This is a genomic window from Bacillus sp. FJAT-27916 (genome assembly GCF_001183965.1).
Taxonomy (GTDB): Bacteria; Bacillota; Bacilli; order Bacillales; family Pradoshiaceae; genus Pradoshia.
Genome location: NZ_LFZV01000001.1, coordinates 3703647 through 3717445 on the forward strand (window position 1 = coordinate 3703647; position 13799 = coordinate 3717445).

General features: G+C 46.1%; 12 protein-coding genes. 1 reads left to right on the plus strand and 11 read right to left on the minus strand.

Annotated features, from left to right (window positions below; genetic code table 11):
- The first annotated feature begins 210 nt into the window (after positions 1–210).
- A complete protein-coding gene (locus tag AC622_RS18120) occupies positions 211–726 on the plus strand; it encodes a DUF3231 family protein (RefSeq protein ID WP_049672325.1) in 516 nt (171 codons plus the stop codon).
- A 42-nt stretch (positions 727–768) separates the two neighbouring features.
- Here AC622_RS18120 and gatB read toward each other — a convergent pair whose 3' ends face one another.
- From gatB to aceB, 11 genes are all read right to left on the minus strand, one after another.
- Positions 769–2199, minus strand: coding sequence for an Asp-tRNA(Asn)/Glu-tRNA(Gln) amidotransferase subunit GatB (gene gatB / locus AC622_RS18125; protein ID WP_049672326.1), 1431 nt, complete (start codon positions 2197–2199; stop codon positions 769–771).
- Complete coding sequence (gatA, locus tag AC622_RS18130; RefSeq protein WP_049672327.1) at positions 2200–3669, minus strand: Asp-tRNA(Asn)/Glu-tRNA(Gln) amidotransferase subunit GatA; 1470 nt, start codon at positions 3667–3669, stop codon at positions 2200–2202.
- An 18-nt stretch (positions 3670–3687) separates the two neighbouring features.
- Positions 3688–3978 (minus strand): Asp-tRNA(Asn)/Glu-tRNA(Gln) amidotransferase subunit GatC, encoded by a 291-nt coding sequence (gene gatC / locus AC622_RS18135; RefSeq protein ID WP_049672328.1) that lies wholly within the window; start codon positions 3976–3978, stop codon positions 3688–3690.
- A 226-nt stretch (positions 3979–4204) separates the two neighbouring features.
- A complete protein-coding gene (locus AC622_RS18140; RefSeq protein WP_049672329.1) occupies positions 4205–5080 on the minus strand; it encodes an ROK family protein in 876 nt (291 codons plus the stop codon).
- Between the two features lie 24 nt (positions 5081–5104).
- Positions 5105–5815: a GntR family transcriptional regulator gene (locus tag AC622_RS18145; RefSeq protein WP_049672330.1), complete on the minus strand. Its 711-nt coding sequence runs from the start codon at positions 5813–5815 to the stop codon at positions 5105–5107.
- A 188-nt stretch (positions 5816–6003) separates the two neighbouring features.
- Positions 6004–7389 carry a glycoside hydrolase family 1 protein gene (locus tag AC622_RS18150; protein WP_156185728.1) on the minus strand — a complete coding sequence of 462 codons (1386 nt, stop codon included), beginning with the start codon at positions 7387–7389 and terminating at the stop codon, positions 6004–6006.
- 102 nt (positions 7390–7491) lie between these two features.
- Positions 7492–8814, minus strand: a complete 1323-nt coding sequence (gene celB / locus AC622_RS18155) for a PTS cellobiose transporter subunit IIC (RefSeq protein ID WP_049672332.1) — start codon at positions 8812–8814, stop codon at positions 7492–7494.
- Positions 8815–8889: 75 nt separating this feature from the next.
- A complete protein-coding gene (locus AC622_RS18160; RefSeq protein ID WP_049672333.1) occupies positions 8890–9222 on the minus strand; it encodes a PTS lactose/cellobiose transporter subunit IIA in 333 nt (110 codons plus the stop codon).
- Positions 9222–9533 (minus strand): PTS sugar transporter subunit IIB, encoded by a 312-nt coding sequence (locus tag AC622_RS18165; protein ID WP_049672334.1) that lies wholly within the window; start codon positions 9531–9533, stop codon positions 9222–9224. Before AC622_RS18165 ends, AC622_RS18160 begins: the two co-directional genes overlap by 1 nt.
- 1289 nt (positions 9534–10822) lie before the next feature.
- Complete coding sequence (aceA, locus tag AC622_RS18185) at positions 10823–12100, minus strand: isocitrate lyase (protein ID WP_049672338.1); 1278 nt, start codon at positions 12098–12100, stop codon at positions 10823–10825.
- A 31-nt stretch (positions 12101–12131) separates the two neighbouring features.
- Positions 12132–13721 (minus strand): malate synthase A, encoded by a 1590-nt coding sequence (gene aceB / locus AC622_RS18190; protein ID WP_049672339.1) that lies wholly within the window; start codon positions 13719–13721, stop codon positions 12132–12134.
- Between the last annotated feature and the right edge of the window lie 78 nt (positions 13722–13799).

Genomic DNA, 13799 nt, shown 5'->3' on the forward strand with positions numbered 1-13799 from the left:
CGCAATATACATTCTCAATTCATTCTTTTATGGCGTGGCTTGCAGTAAACTAAAAGGCTGGTCCCGTCCTCTCACAGGTTACGTGGCAGAAATAATGATGTTAGCTTTTCCCTTTCCTAGCATCCGCTTATACTTTCCCAAAATACATCCATAATAAGCCTGTGAGGTACTCATCTCATCTTCAATTAAGGGAAAAAAGGAGCTTATCATATGGGAATTTTAAGCGGCAATCCACAAAAGGAACCAATGCATTATGGTGAAGTCTATGGAGTCTATATGCAGCTGGCAGCAGCAAAAGCTGCTTTGGACGGGTATCAGGTCTATGCGAATCATGTTGGTGATAAAGACTTAAAGGAATTTATTAAAGATGTCATTATAACAACCATCAAGCCAGCCATCAAGGAAATGGAAGAATTATTATTGGCTAATGATATCGTTGTACCGCCGACACCAGCTGAAAGACCTGAGGTTGATATTGAGCAGATTCCTGTTGGTGCAAGATTTCAGGATGCTCAGATTGCCTATGCACTCGCCAAGGATATCGCAACTGGCATTACAGCAATGAGCGGATTGATCAGCCAATGCATCCGTGAAGACATCGCCATGATGCTTACCCAGCAAAGTGCCAAATCATTGAAGGATGGCGCAGTCTTGCTGCAAATCATGAAGGATAAAGGCTGGCTCGTGCCTCCTCCCCTTCATATGGAGACAAAAAACAAGGAATAGCCTGCAAAAGGAAACCCGCCTCATAGAAGGCGGGTTTCACTCTTATCGTTTCTTCAACTCGTCCATAATTAATTGGTTAACCATTTGCGGATTCGCTTGGCCTTTTGTCGCTTTCATCATTTGACCGACAAGGAAGCCAACGGCCTTTTGCTTGCCGTTCTTGAAGTCCTCAATCGATTGAGGGTTATTATCAAGAATCTCAAGAACAATCTTACGGAGGGCACCTTCGTCAGAGATTTGGACAAGCCCTTTCTCCTTCACGATTGTCTCTGCATCCCCGCCGTTCTCCACTAATTCCTTGAAGACGGTCTTCGCGATTTTGGAGGAAATTGTTCCGTTCACGATCAATTTAATCAAGCCGGCCAGGCTTTCTGGGGATAATGGCGTGTCATGCAGCTCTTTTTGAGCAGATTTCATGTAGGCGGACAGCTCACCCATGATCCAGTTTGAAGCCTGCTTTGGCTCAGCCCCGGCAGCAACAGTTGCCTCGAAGAAATCAGCTGTTTCCTTTGTCACAGTCAGGACTGCTGCGTCATAGCTAGGCAAGCCCCAGTCTTCCACATAGCGCTTCTTCCGCTCATCGGGAAGCTCCGGAATTTCCGCACGAATACGGTCCTTCCATTCCTGGTCAATATAGAGTTCCACTAAATCAGGCTCAGGGAAGTAACGATAATCGTCAGACCCTTCCTTCACACGCATAAGCAAGGTAGCACCTGTTGCTTCATCAAAGCGGCGAGTTTCCTGAAGGATAACACCACCTTCATTCAATACCTTTGCCTGACGCTCCTGTTCAAATTCAAGACCTTTGCGGACAAAGTTGAAGGAGTTTAAATTCTTCAGCTCTGTCTTTGTGCCGAATTCCTCCTGTCCTACTGGACGAAGGGAAATATTCGCATCACAACGAAGGCTTCCTTCCTCCATCTTACAGTCAGAAACGCCTGTGTACTGAATGATGGATTTCAATTTCTCGAGATACGCATAGGCTTCTTCCGGTGTACGAATATCCGGCTCAGATACGATTTCAATCAATGGCGTTCCTTGGCGGTTATAGTCACATAAGGAATAGCCGTCTGCTGTATGGGTCAGTTTGCCGGCATCCTCCTCTAGATGAAGACGAGTGATACCGATGCGTTTCTTCTCACCGTTCACTTCAATTTCAATCCAGCCATGCTCACCGATTGGCTTATCAAATTGAGAGATTTGGTAGGCCTTCGGATTGTCCGGATAGAAATAGTTTTTACGGTCGAATTTTGTATCAGTCGCCACTTCACAGTTCAAGGCCATGGCAGCCTTCATCGCATATTCGACTGCCTTCTTATTCAAGACAGGCAATACCCCCGGATAGCCAAGGTCAATGACACTTGTGTTTGTGTTTGGGTCCGCGCCGAATTGGTTCGGGCTCGCGGAGAAAATTTTTGATTCTGTTTTTAGCTCAACGTGAACCTCTAAGCCGATGACTGTTTCGTAGTTCATTTACTCCACCCCCTGCAATGACGGCTTTTGTTTATGGAAGTCTGTCGCTTGTTCAAAGGCATGGGCTACCTTGTAGACCGTGCTCTCATCGAAGTGCTTACCGATGATTTGCAGACCAAGCGGAAGGCCATTTGTAAATCCATTTGGCACAGAGATACCTGGAACACCCGCAAGGTTTACCGGGATGGTCAAGATATCATTGGCATACATTGTGAGCGGATCACTCGTTTTCTCGCCCATTTTGAAGGCAGGTGTTGGTGCAGTTGGTCCAATGATGACATCATATTGGTCAAATACTCTTTCAAAATCATTTTTAATCAGCGTACGTACTTTTTGAGCTTTTTTATAATAAGCATCATAGTAGCCGGAGCTTAGCGCGAACGTACCGAGCATGATACGTCGTTTTACTTCATCTCCGAATCCTTCTGCTCTTGTTTGCTTATACATTTCTAAGAGATTCTCAGCATTCTCTGTGCGGTGTCCGTATCTCACACCGTCAAAGCGGGAGAGGTTCGCAGACGCCTCAGAGGATGACAGGAGATAATATGTTGATAGCGCATATTTGGAATGCGGCAAGGATACCTCATCATAGCTTGCCCCAAGGCCTTCAAGCACCTTCAAGGAATCGAGCACTGATTGGCGTACCTCCGGGCTGACGCCTTCACCAAGGTATTCCTTTGGCACAGCAATCTTTAGACCCTTAATATCGCCTGTTAAAGCTTTCGAGAAATCAGGAACCTCAATATGAGCAGATGTTCCATCCATCGGATCAATTCCTGCAATCGCTTGAAGTAAGTAGGCATTGTCTTCGACGTTGCGTGTAATTGGACCGATTTGGTCAAGTGATGATGCAAAGGCAACGAGGCCATAGCGAGACACGCGTCCATAGGTTGGCTTCATGCCGACAACACCGCAATAGGATGCCGGCTGACGGATAGAACCGCCCGTATCAGATCCAAGGCTGAACGGGACTTCGCCAGCTGCCACAGCCGCAGCCGAGCCACCTGAGGAACCGCCAGGAACTGTGCTTAAATCCCATGGATTCGCCGTTTTCTGGAAGGCAGAGTTCTCTGTTGAAGAACCCATCGCGAATTCGTCCATGTTCAATTTGCCAATTGTGATGGTTTCGTTCTGCTTTAAGCGCTCCATAACGGTTGCATCATAGATTGGGTCGAAATTATCAAGAATCTTGCTCGCACAAGTTGTGCGCAAGCCTTTTGTTACGATATTATCCTTAATGCCGATTGGCATTCCAAACAGAGGACCTTTCGCTTCTCCGCGTACTAGCTTCGTATCAAGCTCGTCCGCTTCCTTTCGGGCATTCTCCTCATTCAGTGTGAGGAAAGCTTTCACTTCCCCGTCAACCTCCTTGATTCTGCTATAGGATTCAGAAACGAGATCGCTGACGGAGATTTCCTTTGAGTGCAGCATTTGCTGCAGCTCCGATACTTTATGGTCAAATAAAGACATTGTATTTCCCTCCCTGGCCTACTCCATGATTCCTGGTACACGTATTTGTCCATCCTGGTGGTCAGGGGCATTCTTTAAGACCTCTTCCCTCGGCAATCCAGGTGACGGCTTGTCTTCCCGTAAGACATTCTTCATATGTAACACATGTGTTGTAGGTTCAATATTTGTTGTATCGAGCTCATTTAATTGCTCGGCAAATGTGATAATCGAATCGAGCTGCTTCGTAAACATTTCTGTTTCTTCTTCCGTAATGGCCAATCTCGCCAAATTTGCGACATGCTTAGCCTCTTCTTTAGAAATCCGCGTCATGAATGACACCTCCAAATTACTGCATTCTATAGACAACAATTATAATGATAATACCAAACTTTCGTGCGTTAAAGCAATCAGATTCCCGGTTAAAACAGGAATCCCCACAAGTTCATGCAAGATTATCCTTTTTTCGGGGAATTTATTACCCGGGAAAAGATTTGTCGAAGGAAATAATAAAAGGATGCCCTTATCTTTTAAGCATCCCCCTTTTTCCCTATGTATCTTATTCTGTATAGGCCTGATATGCGAGCATTAAGGCACCTGTTATTCCGGCATTATCCCCAAGTCCCGGCGGCACGAGATAATCCTCCATGTGCTCCATGATCTCCGGCAATGAGACATAGCCATTCAACATTTCCTGTACATTCCTTGCAATAATCGGGAACAGCTGCGCCTGTTTCATCACGCCCCCGCCAAGGATGATTTTCTTCGGGGACAGCACTAGAATGTACTGAGCAATTGCCTGGGCTAGATAAAAGCCTTCCATCTCCCAAACTTCTGCTCTCTCCTTAAGCTGGTCTCCTTTTACACCCCAGCGCTCCTCAATGGCTGGTCCTGCAGCCAAGCCCTCGAGACAGTCCCCATGGTAAGGACATTTCCCAGCATACGAATCATTCGGATGCCTCCGAACGAGGATATGTCCCATTTCAGGATGAGATAAACCCTGAAGAAGTTTCCCCCCTATTAATGCCCCAGCTCCGATTCCAGTGCCGACAGTAATATATAGACAGCTGTCCAGCCCCTTAGCCGCTCCAAGCCTGGCTTCTCCAAGAGCCGCTGCGTTCACATCCGTATTAAAACCTATTGGTACCGGGAATCTCTTCTTAAGTTCACTCACAAGCGGATAATTTCTCCACCCCTGCTTTGGTGTTGAAGTAATCGTCCCAAACGTCACACTTACCGGGTCAACATCCGCCGGTCCGAATGTGCCAATACCAATCGCTGAGGGTTTATGCTTTTGAAAGAATTTGATGACCTCTTTCATCGTCACCTCAGGCAAATCAGTCGGAATAACCGTACGTTCGACAATCGTACCATCTTCCTTTCCAACCGCACAGACAAACTTCGTACCCCCTGCTTCAATTGCACCTAAAAGCATGTCAACCGCTCCTCTCGAATCTTGTTATTTCTTCACTGTTACGCTCGTAAAAACAAACTTATCATAGCGATGTCTTGAAAATGAATATTCAAATGGAACGCCGTTATTCAAGAAGCCAACCTGCACAACCTGCAAAATTGGATCATCTGTCTTGCACTCTAAGTAAGTTTGGTCAAGCTCATTTGATTTATCAGCCATAATCGTCCTATGAGCTCCGCCAATCTTCAAGTCCAGGCTCTGCTGTATATAATTATAGATGGAAGCATGTAAAATGTCCTCTGTGATCCCCGGAATTAAGTTGGATGGCATATAGGTCTCTTCCATAACATACGGCTCATGGTCAACCATCCTCAAACGAATGATATGATACACCGGCTCCTTCGTTCCGATTGCCAGATGGCCGGCCACCTCTTCAGACGGGAACTCAATCGTAAACTGGATAATCTTGCTCGATACAGGCTTGTCTTTGACCAAATTGGACAGTCCTAAGCTCTCATCACTGATCACATTCAAGGATTGATTCTTATACATTTGAATGATAAATGTCCCATGGCCCCTCTTACGGAAGAGGAGTCCTTCTGAGACAAGGAGGTCCAAGGCCTTTCGCATCGTCATCCGGCTTGAACCGAATTCCGCAGCCAAACTAACCTCATCAGGAATCGGCTGGTCGATTGAATAAAACCCCTCTTTAATTCGTCTTCTCATTTCATTAGCGATGCTCTCATATTTGGTCATGTTCTTCTAACTCCCTGTCTATAAATACTGAAAGTGACTCTCCCGGCCATTTTGTATACTTACTTATATAATATAATGAATCACAAGAAAAACATCATATTTTTCCATATAAAGAAAGTTTTGTATACCAATGTATTGAAATGCATAAAGAAGACGGCACAAAAGGCGCCCTCTTCTTCACATGCTGGTTAAAAACCATTATTCTCAGATACTTGCTGAATCCAGTATCCACTCTTCTTAATGGAACGCTCTCCATCTTTATCAAGATTGACAGATACGAAGCCATAGCGATTTTTATACGCATTTGACCAGGACCAGTTGTCCATGAAAGTCCAAAGATGATAGCCTTTTACGTTGGAACCTTCGCTTGCTGCCTTATGCACCCATTTCAGATGCTCACGAATGAAATCGATGCGGTAATCATCCTCAATCATTCCCTCGGCATTTCTGAATTTCTCTTCGCCTTCAACACCCATTCCGTTCTCGGAAATAAAGCACTCGATATTGCCATAGTTCTCTTTCAAATTAGTCAGGATATCATAAATCCCTTTCTCATAAATCTCCCAGCCGCGGTGGCGGTTCATCTTACGGCCCGGCATCTCATAATAATCGAAATAATAATCAGGCATGAACGGACTGTCTGGATGAGGCATATGTTCTTTTGCCTTTACCCGTCTTGGCTGATAATAGTTCACACCGAGAAGATCAACGGTATTATTCTTAATCGTCTCAAGATCGCCGTCACCGATAACAGGCATAAATCCTTTTTCTTGTAAAATCTCAACCAAGTCCTCCGGGAATGTTCCCTTTACAGCAGGATTGAGGAATGAACGATTGAAGAAGGCGTCACAAATCTTGGCTGCCTTCAAATCAGCAGGATTCTGGCTGCGAGGATACGATGGAGTCAGATTCAACACGATACCAATCTGACCATCCTGACCGAGCGCTCGGTAAGCTTCAACCGCTTTGGCACTAGAGAGGATTGTATGGTACGCAACCTGTACGGCCTTTTTAAAATCTACAATGTTCGGATAGTGGAAATCATACAAATATCCGCCCTCAACAGGAACAATCGGCTCATTATGTGTAAACCACTTCTTCACCTTGCCGCCAAAGTTCTCAAAGCATGCCTTCACATAGCGCACATACGCATCAACGACCTCAAGATTCTCCCAGCCGCCAATCTCCTGCATAGCAAATGGCATATCAAAATGGAATAACCCGACAAATGGTTCAATATCGTTCGCAATCAGCTCATCAATCACATTATGGTAGAATTCCACCGCCTTCGGATTAATGTCGCCCGTCCCTTCCGGAAACATGCGTGACCATGAGATGGACATACGGAAAGAGTTATGGCCAATTTGCTTCATTAAAGCGATATCCTCTTTATATTTATAATAGAACTGGGATGTATTCTCCGGTCCCACTCCGTCAAAGAAACGGTCCGGTTCTACCTCATACCAATGATCCCAAATGTTCTTCCCTTTCCCATCTACGTCTGAAGCACCTTCCGTTTGGGTTGCAGAGGCAGCAGAGCCCCACCAAAACCCGTCTGGAAACTTATATGTTATGTGAGTCTCTCTCTCTAGATTGTTCACGATAAATTCTCCTTTGCACGTGTTAGTATTAGGCTCTGAGTATGAAAATCCATCATGCCCAGAGCCTAGTATTACTTACATATTGACTGTATTTGATTGTTGTTCCGCTGCAGCCCTTGCTTCTTCTTCTTCCTTCTTCAAGTTAACGCGGTCAATGACCTTCAAGAACGGAAGCCAGATGGAGAATACAATGAAGAAGTTAGCAATTTGCAGCAAGGATCCCCTGATTGAATTTGTTGCTAAATATCCACTGAAGCCAATCGGTACTGTCCAAGGAACCACAACACCAGTCGGAGCCGGCACCAAGCCGATTTTCATCATAAAGTAGGTGAAGATAACAACAACCATTGGAGAGATAATCCAAGGAATCATAATCAATGGGTTCATCACGATTGGCAAACCGAAGATGATTGGTTCATTGACGTTGAAGATTCCTGGAGCAGCGCCTAATTTCGCCACCTGTTTCATTTGTTTAGACTTAACGAATACAAGGATTGCCGCAACGACTGCCAAAGTCATCCCTGTACCGCCCATTCCAACTGTAAATGTATCCATAAATGTTTTTGAAATTATGTGAGGAACTTGCTCACCAGCTTTAAACGCATCCAAGTTTTCTAAAGATAAGGAAAGCCAAATTGGATCCATAACTGAGTTCAAAATAATTTGTCCATGAAGACCGAAGAACCACAGCAATTGAATCAAGAATACGACAACCAACGTTGGAATCAATCCGCTTCCCAAACCAGTAAGCGGTTTCTGAAGCAAGCTGTAAATAACATCATGCAGGTTTGTTTCAAACGCAAGTACAACAATCGCATTAATGAATAAGAAAACAGTTAATGTAATAAATGCTGGAATCAATGCTGCGAAAGACTTTGCTACTGCTGGCGGAACACCTGCAGGCATCTTAATCGTAATATCTTTCTGTACAATCTTACGGTAGATCTCCCCGGCAGCAAATGCCGTAATCATCCCAAGGAACATTCCCTTAGCACCAAGACGGTCTAATGAAAGTACACCGGTTACCACTTCACCATTAGCTGTTTCTACCACAAATGGCGTTAAGAACAAGAAGGACGCCAGCGCCACAACCCCGCCGAAAACAGCCTCCACATTATAACTCTTCGATAAATAATACCCGATACCAAACACTACGAAGACCGTTAGGATACTCATCGTCGCGCTCTGCGCTACACCAAATGTATTAGAAAGCGTCGCAATCGTATCATCACTCAAAAACTTGTTCAAAAATGGCAGGTTTAACAACACAACAACCATAGAACCGAATACCGTCAATGGAAACGCTAACATAAAAGCGTCACGTAAAACTCCTAAATACCGGTTATTGTTAAGCTTTCCTGCAATCGGCACAAGGAAACTGCTTATTTTATCAAACATCAACTTTTCCCCCAGTCGAATACTCTAAGACTCCCATCCCAATCTATTGAAGGACTCTTATAGGCTTCTATACTCTTATTTATTTTGTGACTTGAAAACTTCCAATAGTTCCTTCACCAATTCCTTCATCGTCAACGTAGACATCAAATGGTCCTCAGAATGCATCAAGAGAAGTGAATATGGAATCTGGTTGCCAGAAGCTTCCTTCTGCACCATTTGGAAATGAATATCATGTGCAACACTAAGATCCGCTTCTGCCTGTGCAATCAGCTCATCCGCACCGCTCTCATTCCCATCCTTATATTCACGCAAAGCTTGAATCACCTTCGCACGCGCATTCCCGCTGTGAAGAATAAGCTGAAAACTAATCTGTTCATCTGTGAGTTGATCCAATTGTAATTTCTCCATTATTTATCACCTATTAAAGAAAGAGCTTGCTCATAGGCTTTCTTCCCATCAGCCATGCCATACGCCATCATATCGATTACATCAACCTTGATTCCGTACTTTTCCGCTTCCTTCTGTAAATCGCCCTTCAAAAAGCTCATTTGCGGCCCGATCAACACAACATCAGCCTCCGCCATATCCTGCTTCGCCTTATCCTGACCAACCGCCCAAATCTTCGCCTCATCACCAATTGACTTCGCGTGAGCCTCCATCTTTGTTACCAACAAACTTGTTGACATGCCAGAACTACAAGCTAAGAGAATTTTTTTCATGTGTATCAACCTCTTTTGATAGATTTTTAATATTTGGTTTAACCGCTTACATTTACCATTATAACTATATTTTATTAAATGTCTATACATTTAACTTTAAAAGTATAAATTTTTATTTTCATAGGTATGTATTTTCATTGGTGAGTGGGCATATAGGTGGATGGTTTAATAATCGAGAGTGGTTTTTTGAGAGAGACTCCCCACCTTTCTCCCAGGCTTTGACCGGGCTTTGTACCGGTCGGGTGGGTGAAAAGTGGGATAGGCGTGGCTTTTCCCATTTCTCTCCCATGCTTTGCCCAGGCTTCCTACCGGTTAGGTGGGCGAAAGGTGGGATAGGCGTGGCTTTTCCCATTTCTCTCCCATGCTTTGCCCAGGCTTCATACCGGTTAGGTGGGCGAAAGGTGGGATAGGCGTGGCTTTTCCCTCCTCTCTCCCAGGCCATGCCCAGGCTTCATACCGGTTGGATGGGTGAAAGGTGGGGTAGGCGTGGCTTTTCCCTCCTCTCTCCCATGCTTTGCCCAGGCTTCCTACCGGTTAGGTGGGTGAAAGGTGGGAGATGCGTGGCTTTTCCCTCCTCTCTCCCAGGCTTTGCCCAGGCTTCGTACCGGTTAGGTAGGTGAAAGGTGGGAGATGCGTGGCTTTTCCCTCCTCTCTCCCAGGCCACGCCCAGGCTTCATACCGGTTGGGTGGGTGAAAGGTGGAAGATGCGTGGCTTTTCCCTCCTCTCTCCCACCCTTTGTCCACCCTTCGCCCCGGTTAGGTGGGGGAAAGGTGGGAGATGCGTGGCTTTTCCCTCCTCTCTCCCAGGCTTTGCCCAGGCTTCGTACCGGTTAGGTGGGGGAAAGGTGGGAGATGCGTGGCTTTTCCCTCCTCTCTCCCAGGCTATGCCCAGGCTTCATACCGGTTAGGTGGGCGAAAGGTGGGAGATGCGTGGCTTTTCCCTCCTCTCTCCCAGGCCATGCCCAGGCTTCATACCGGTTGGATGGGTGAAAGGTGGGAGATGCGTGGCTTTTCCCTCCTCTCTCCCAGGCTTTGTCCAGGCTTCATACCGGTTAGGTGGGTGAAAGGTGGGATAGGCGTGGCTTTTCCCTCCCCTCTCCCAGGCTTTGTCCACCCTTCACCCCCTTTGCATGGGATTAGGATGGGTCTTCTCTGACGATTCCCACCCTTTGCCCACCCTTCGCCCCCTTTGCATGGGCAAAGGCTGGGCACTCCTACTCCCCAGCTCCCCCTTACCAAAAACAAAAAACCGAACCCACAAAAGGGTTCGGTCTTCATCTCGCATTCTATTAAGCTTGCTGGAATTGCTCTTCCTCCGTGGATCCTTTGAGGGCCGTTGTGGAGGATGTGCCGCCAGTGATGACTTGGGCGACTTCGTCGAAGTAGCCTGTTCCGACTTCGCGTTGATGCCTGGTTGCTGTGTAGCCGTTTGCTTCGCTTGCGAATTCTGCTTGTTGAAGCTCGGAGTATGCAGCCATGCCGCGCTCTTTGTAGCCTCTTGCCAATTCGAACATACTGTGGTTGAGGGCATGGAAGCCGGCAAGGGTAACGAATTGGAATTTGTAGCCCATTTTTGCAATTTCTTTTTGGAAGTTTGCGATGGTTTCATCATCGAGCTTTTTCTTCCAGTTGAAGGATGGTGAGCAGTTATAGGCAAGCATTTTGCCAGGGAATTTTTCGTGAATTGCGTCTGCGAATTTCTTCGCATCTTCTAGGTTTGGTTCGGATGTTTCACACCAGATTAGATCAGCATATGGTGCGTAGGATAATCCCCGAGCGATTGCTTGGTCGATACCCGCTTTCGTACGGTAGAACCCTTCTGGCGTGCGATCTCCCGTAATAAATGGATGGTCAACTGGGTCGATGTCGCTTGTGATTAGGTCAGCTGCATCAGCATCTGTCCGGGCGATCAGGATGGTTGGTACGCCCATAACATCGGCCGCCAATCGTGCTGCGATCAGGTTACGTACAGCAGTTTGTGTTGGCAGCAATACTTTTCCGCCTAAGTGTCCGCATTTCTTTTCAGAAGAAAGCTGGTCTTCGAAATGGACGCCGGCAGCACCTGCTTCAATCATGCCTTTCATGAGCTCAAAGCAGTTCAATTGTCCGCCAAAGCCTGCTTCTGCATCCGCTACAATCGGCTGGAACCAGTCGATGTCTTCCTTACCCTCAGAATAGTGAATTTGATCTGCACGCTGAAGGGCTTGGTTAATGCGCTTGACAACAGCTGGTACACTGTTTGCTGGGTAAAGGCTTTGGTCAGGATACATATTGCCGGAAAGGTTGGCATCAGCTGCGACCTGCCAGCCGCTCAAATAAATGGCTTTCAAGCCCGCTTTTACTTGCTGGACAGCTTGGTTACCGGTAAGGGCGCCAAGGGCATTGATGTAATCCTCTGTGTTCAGGTAGTTCCATAGTTTTTCAGAGCCTCTTCTTGCTAATGTATGTTCAATTTGAACGGAGCCGCGAAGCTTGAGGACATCCTCAGCAGAGTACGGGCGTTCAATTCCTTGCCATCTTTCGTCTTTCCATTGGTCTTCGATTTGTTTCACTAATTCTTCTCTCATTCCTAATTCCTCCTATATGTTCATATCAGATTTATAGAATTTCGTATGCAGGTAACGTCAAGAAGTCATAAAACGTATCTTCTTTGATGAGTTTGTCGAAAAGCTCTGCCGCCTCATCAAATCGGCCGGAATTGAATCGTTCCTCGCCTAGCTCGGATTTGATTCGCTGTAATTCTTTTTCTTTAAAAGTTTCATACATGGCCATGTCTACTTTACGTCCATCATCAAGGACCCCTTTCGGATGGCGCACCCATTGCCATACCTGGGCTCTGGAGATTTCAGCGGTTGCAGCATCCTCCATCAGGTTATAGATTGGGGCAGCTCCTCGTCCATTAAGCCACGATTCGATATATTGAATACCGACATTGATGTTCGTACGGACACCCTGTTCGGTGATGGCGCCTTCTGGCACTTCAAGAAGGTCCTCAGCTTTGACGCTGACGTCTTCTCTTTTCTTATGGATTTGGTTTGGTGTCGGCATGAATTCGTCAAATACTTCCTTTGCCACCGGAACCAAGGCCGGATGGGCTACCCATGTGCCGTCATGGCCGTTTCTTGCCTCACGTTCTTTGTCAGCTCGTACCTTTGCGAAGGCTTCGTCGTTCGCCTTTTCGTCATTTTTGACCGGAATCTGGGCAGCCATTCCGCCAATAGCTGGTGCATTCCGCTTGTGGCAGGTCTGAATGGCCAACAAGGAGTAGGCTGTCATGAACGGTACAGCCATCGTGACGACGGAGCGATCCGGTAGAATGATAGAGTCATGATTTCTGAATTTCTTTAAGTAGCTGAATATATAATCCCATCTGCCGCAATTCAGTCCTGCGGAGTGGTCTTTTAGTTCGTACAGAATTTCGTCCATTTCAAATGCTGCAAGGATCGTTTCGATGAGGACGGTTGCTTTAATGGAGCCATGCGGGATGCCTATGTGGTTTTGCGCGTAGACGAATACATCGTTCCAAAGACGCGCTTCGTGGTGACTTTCGATCTTCGGCAGATAAAAGTATGGTCCGCTTCCATTTGCGAGAAGAGTCTTGGCATTGTGGTAAAAGAACAAGCCAAAATCCATCAAACCGCCTGATATCGGCTTATCATCAAGCGTGACATTCTTCTCCTCCAGGTGGAAACCTCTTGGGCGCACAATCAAGGTTGCAGTTTCTTCTTTTAGGCTGTATTGCTTGCCATTCGGATTGACAAAGCTGATGGTTCGATTGACAGCATCGCGAAGATTTATATGCCCTTCAATATTATTGTTCCAGGTTGGAGAGTTTGCATCCTCAAAGTCTGCCATAAAGCATTTGGCGCCTGAGTTCAATGCGTTAATGACCATCTTTCGGTCAACCGGCCCGGTAATTTCTACTCGCCGGTCTTCTAAGTCCTTCGGAAGCGATGCAATCGTCCAATCGCCGTTTCGAATATGCTCTGTTTCCTTCAGGAAATCAGGCAGCTTTCCTTCGTCGATCTCCTTTTGCCGTTCTGCCCGCTTCTCAAGCAATTCCTTTCTTCTCGGCCCGAAATGCCGTTCAAGCTGTTCGATAAATTCAAGTGCTTCTGGAGTGAGGATTTCTTCAAATCCCTGCTCCATCTTTCCATGGATATTCAGTCCATTTGTCTGTACCGCCATGTTACAAGCTCACTTCCTTTACCTGCATCTTTTGTTATAAAACAGAAAACTTAATATATTTTGTATTATATAACAGTA

What these genes read in the sequence shown, in the direction of transcription:
- celB (WP_049672332.1), bottom strand. Translation starts at nt 8,814, where the DNA reads ATGTTTGATAAAATAAGCAGTTTCCTTGTGCCGATTGCAGGAAAGCTT.
- gatA (WP_049672327.1), bottom strand. Translation starts at nt 3,669, where the DNA reads ATGTCTTTATTTGACCATAAAGTATCGGAGCTGCAGCAAATGCTGCAC.
- aceA (WP_049672338.1), bottom strand. Translation starts at nt 12,100, where the DNA reads ATGAGAGAAGAATTAGTGAAACAAATCGAAGACCAATGGAAAGACGAA.
- AC622_RS18160 (WP_049672333.1), bottom strand. Translation starts at nt 9,222, where the DNA reads ATGGAGAAATTACAATTGGATCAACTCACAGATGAACAGATTAGTTTT.
- aceB (WP_049672339.1), bottom strand. Translation starts at nt 13,721, where the DNA reads ATGGCGGTACAGACAAATGGACTGAATATCCATGGAAAGATGGAGCAG.
- gatC (WP_049672328.1), bottom strand. Translation starts at nt 3,978, where the DNA reads ATGACGCGGATTTCTAAAGAAGAGGCTAAGCATGTCGCAAATTTGGCG.
- AC622_RS18165 (WP_049672334.1), bottom strand. Translation starts at nt 9,533, where the DNA reads ATGAAAAAAATTCTCTTAGCTTGTAGTTCTGGCATGTCAACAAGTTTG.
- AC622_RS18120 (WP_049672325.1), top strand. Translation starts at nt 211, where the DNA reads ATGGGAATTTTAAGCGGCAATCCACAAAAGGAACCAATGCATTATGGT.
- AC622_RS18140 (WP_049672329.1), bottom strand. Translation starts at nt 5,080, where the DNA reads ATGCTTTTAGGTGCAATTGAAGCAGGGGGTACGAAGTTTGTCTGTGCG.
- AC622_RS18145 (WP_049672330.1), bottom strand. Translation starts at nt 5,815, where the DNA reads ATGACCAAATATGAGAGCATCGCTAATGAAATGAGAAGACGAATTAAA.
- gatB (WP_049672326.1), bottom strand. Translation starts at nt 2,199, where the DNA reads ATGAACTACGAAACAGTCATCGGCTTAGAGGTTCACGTTGAGCTAAAA.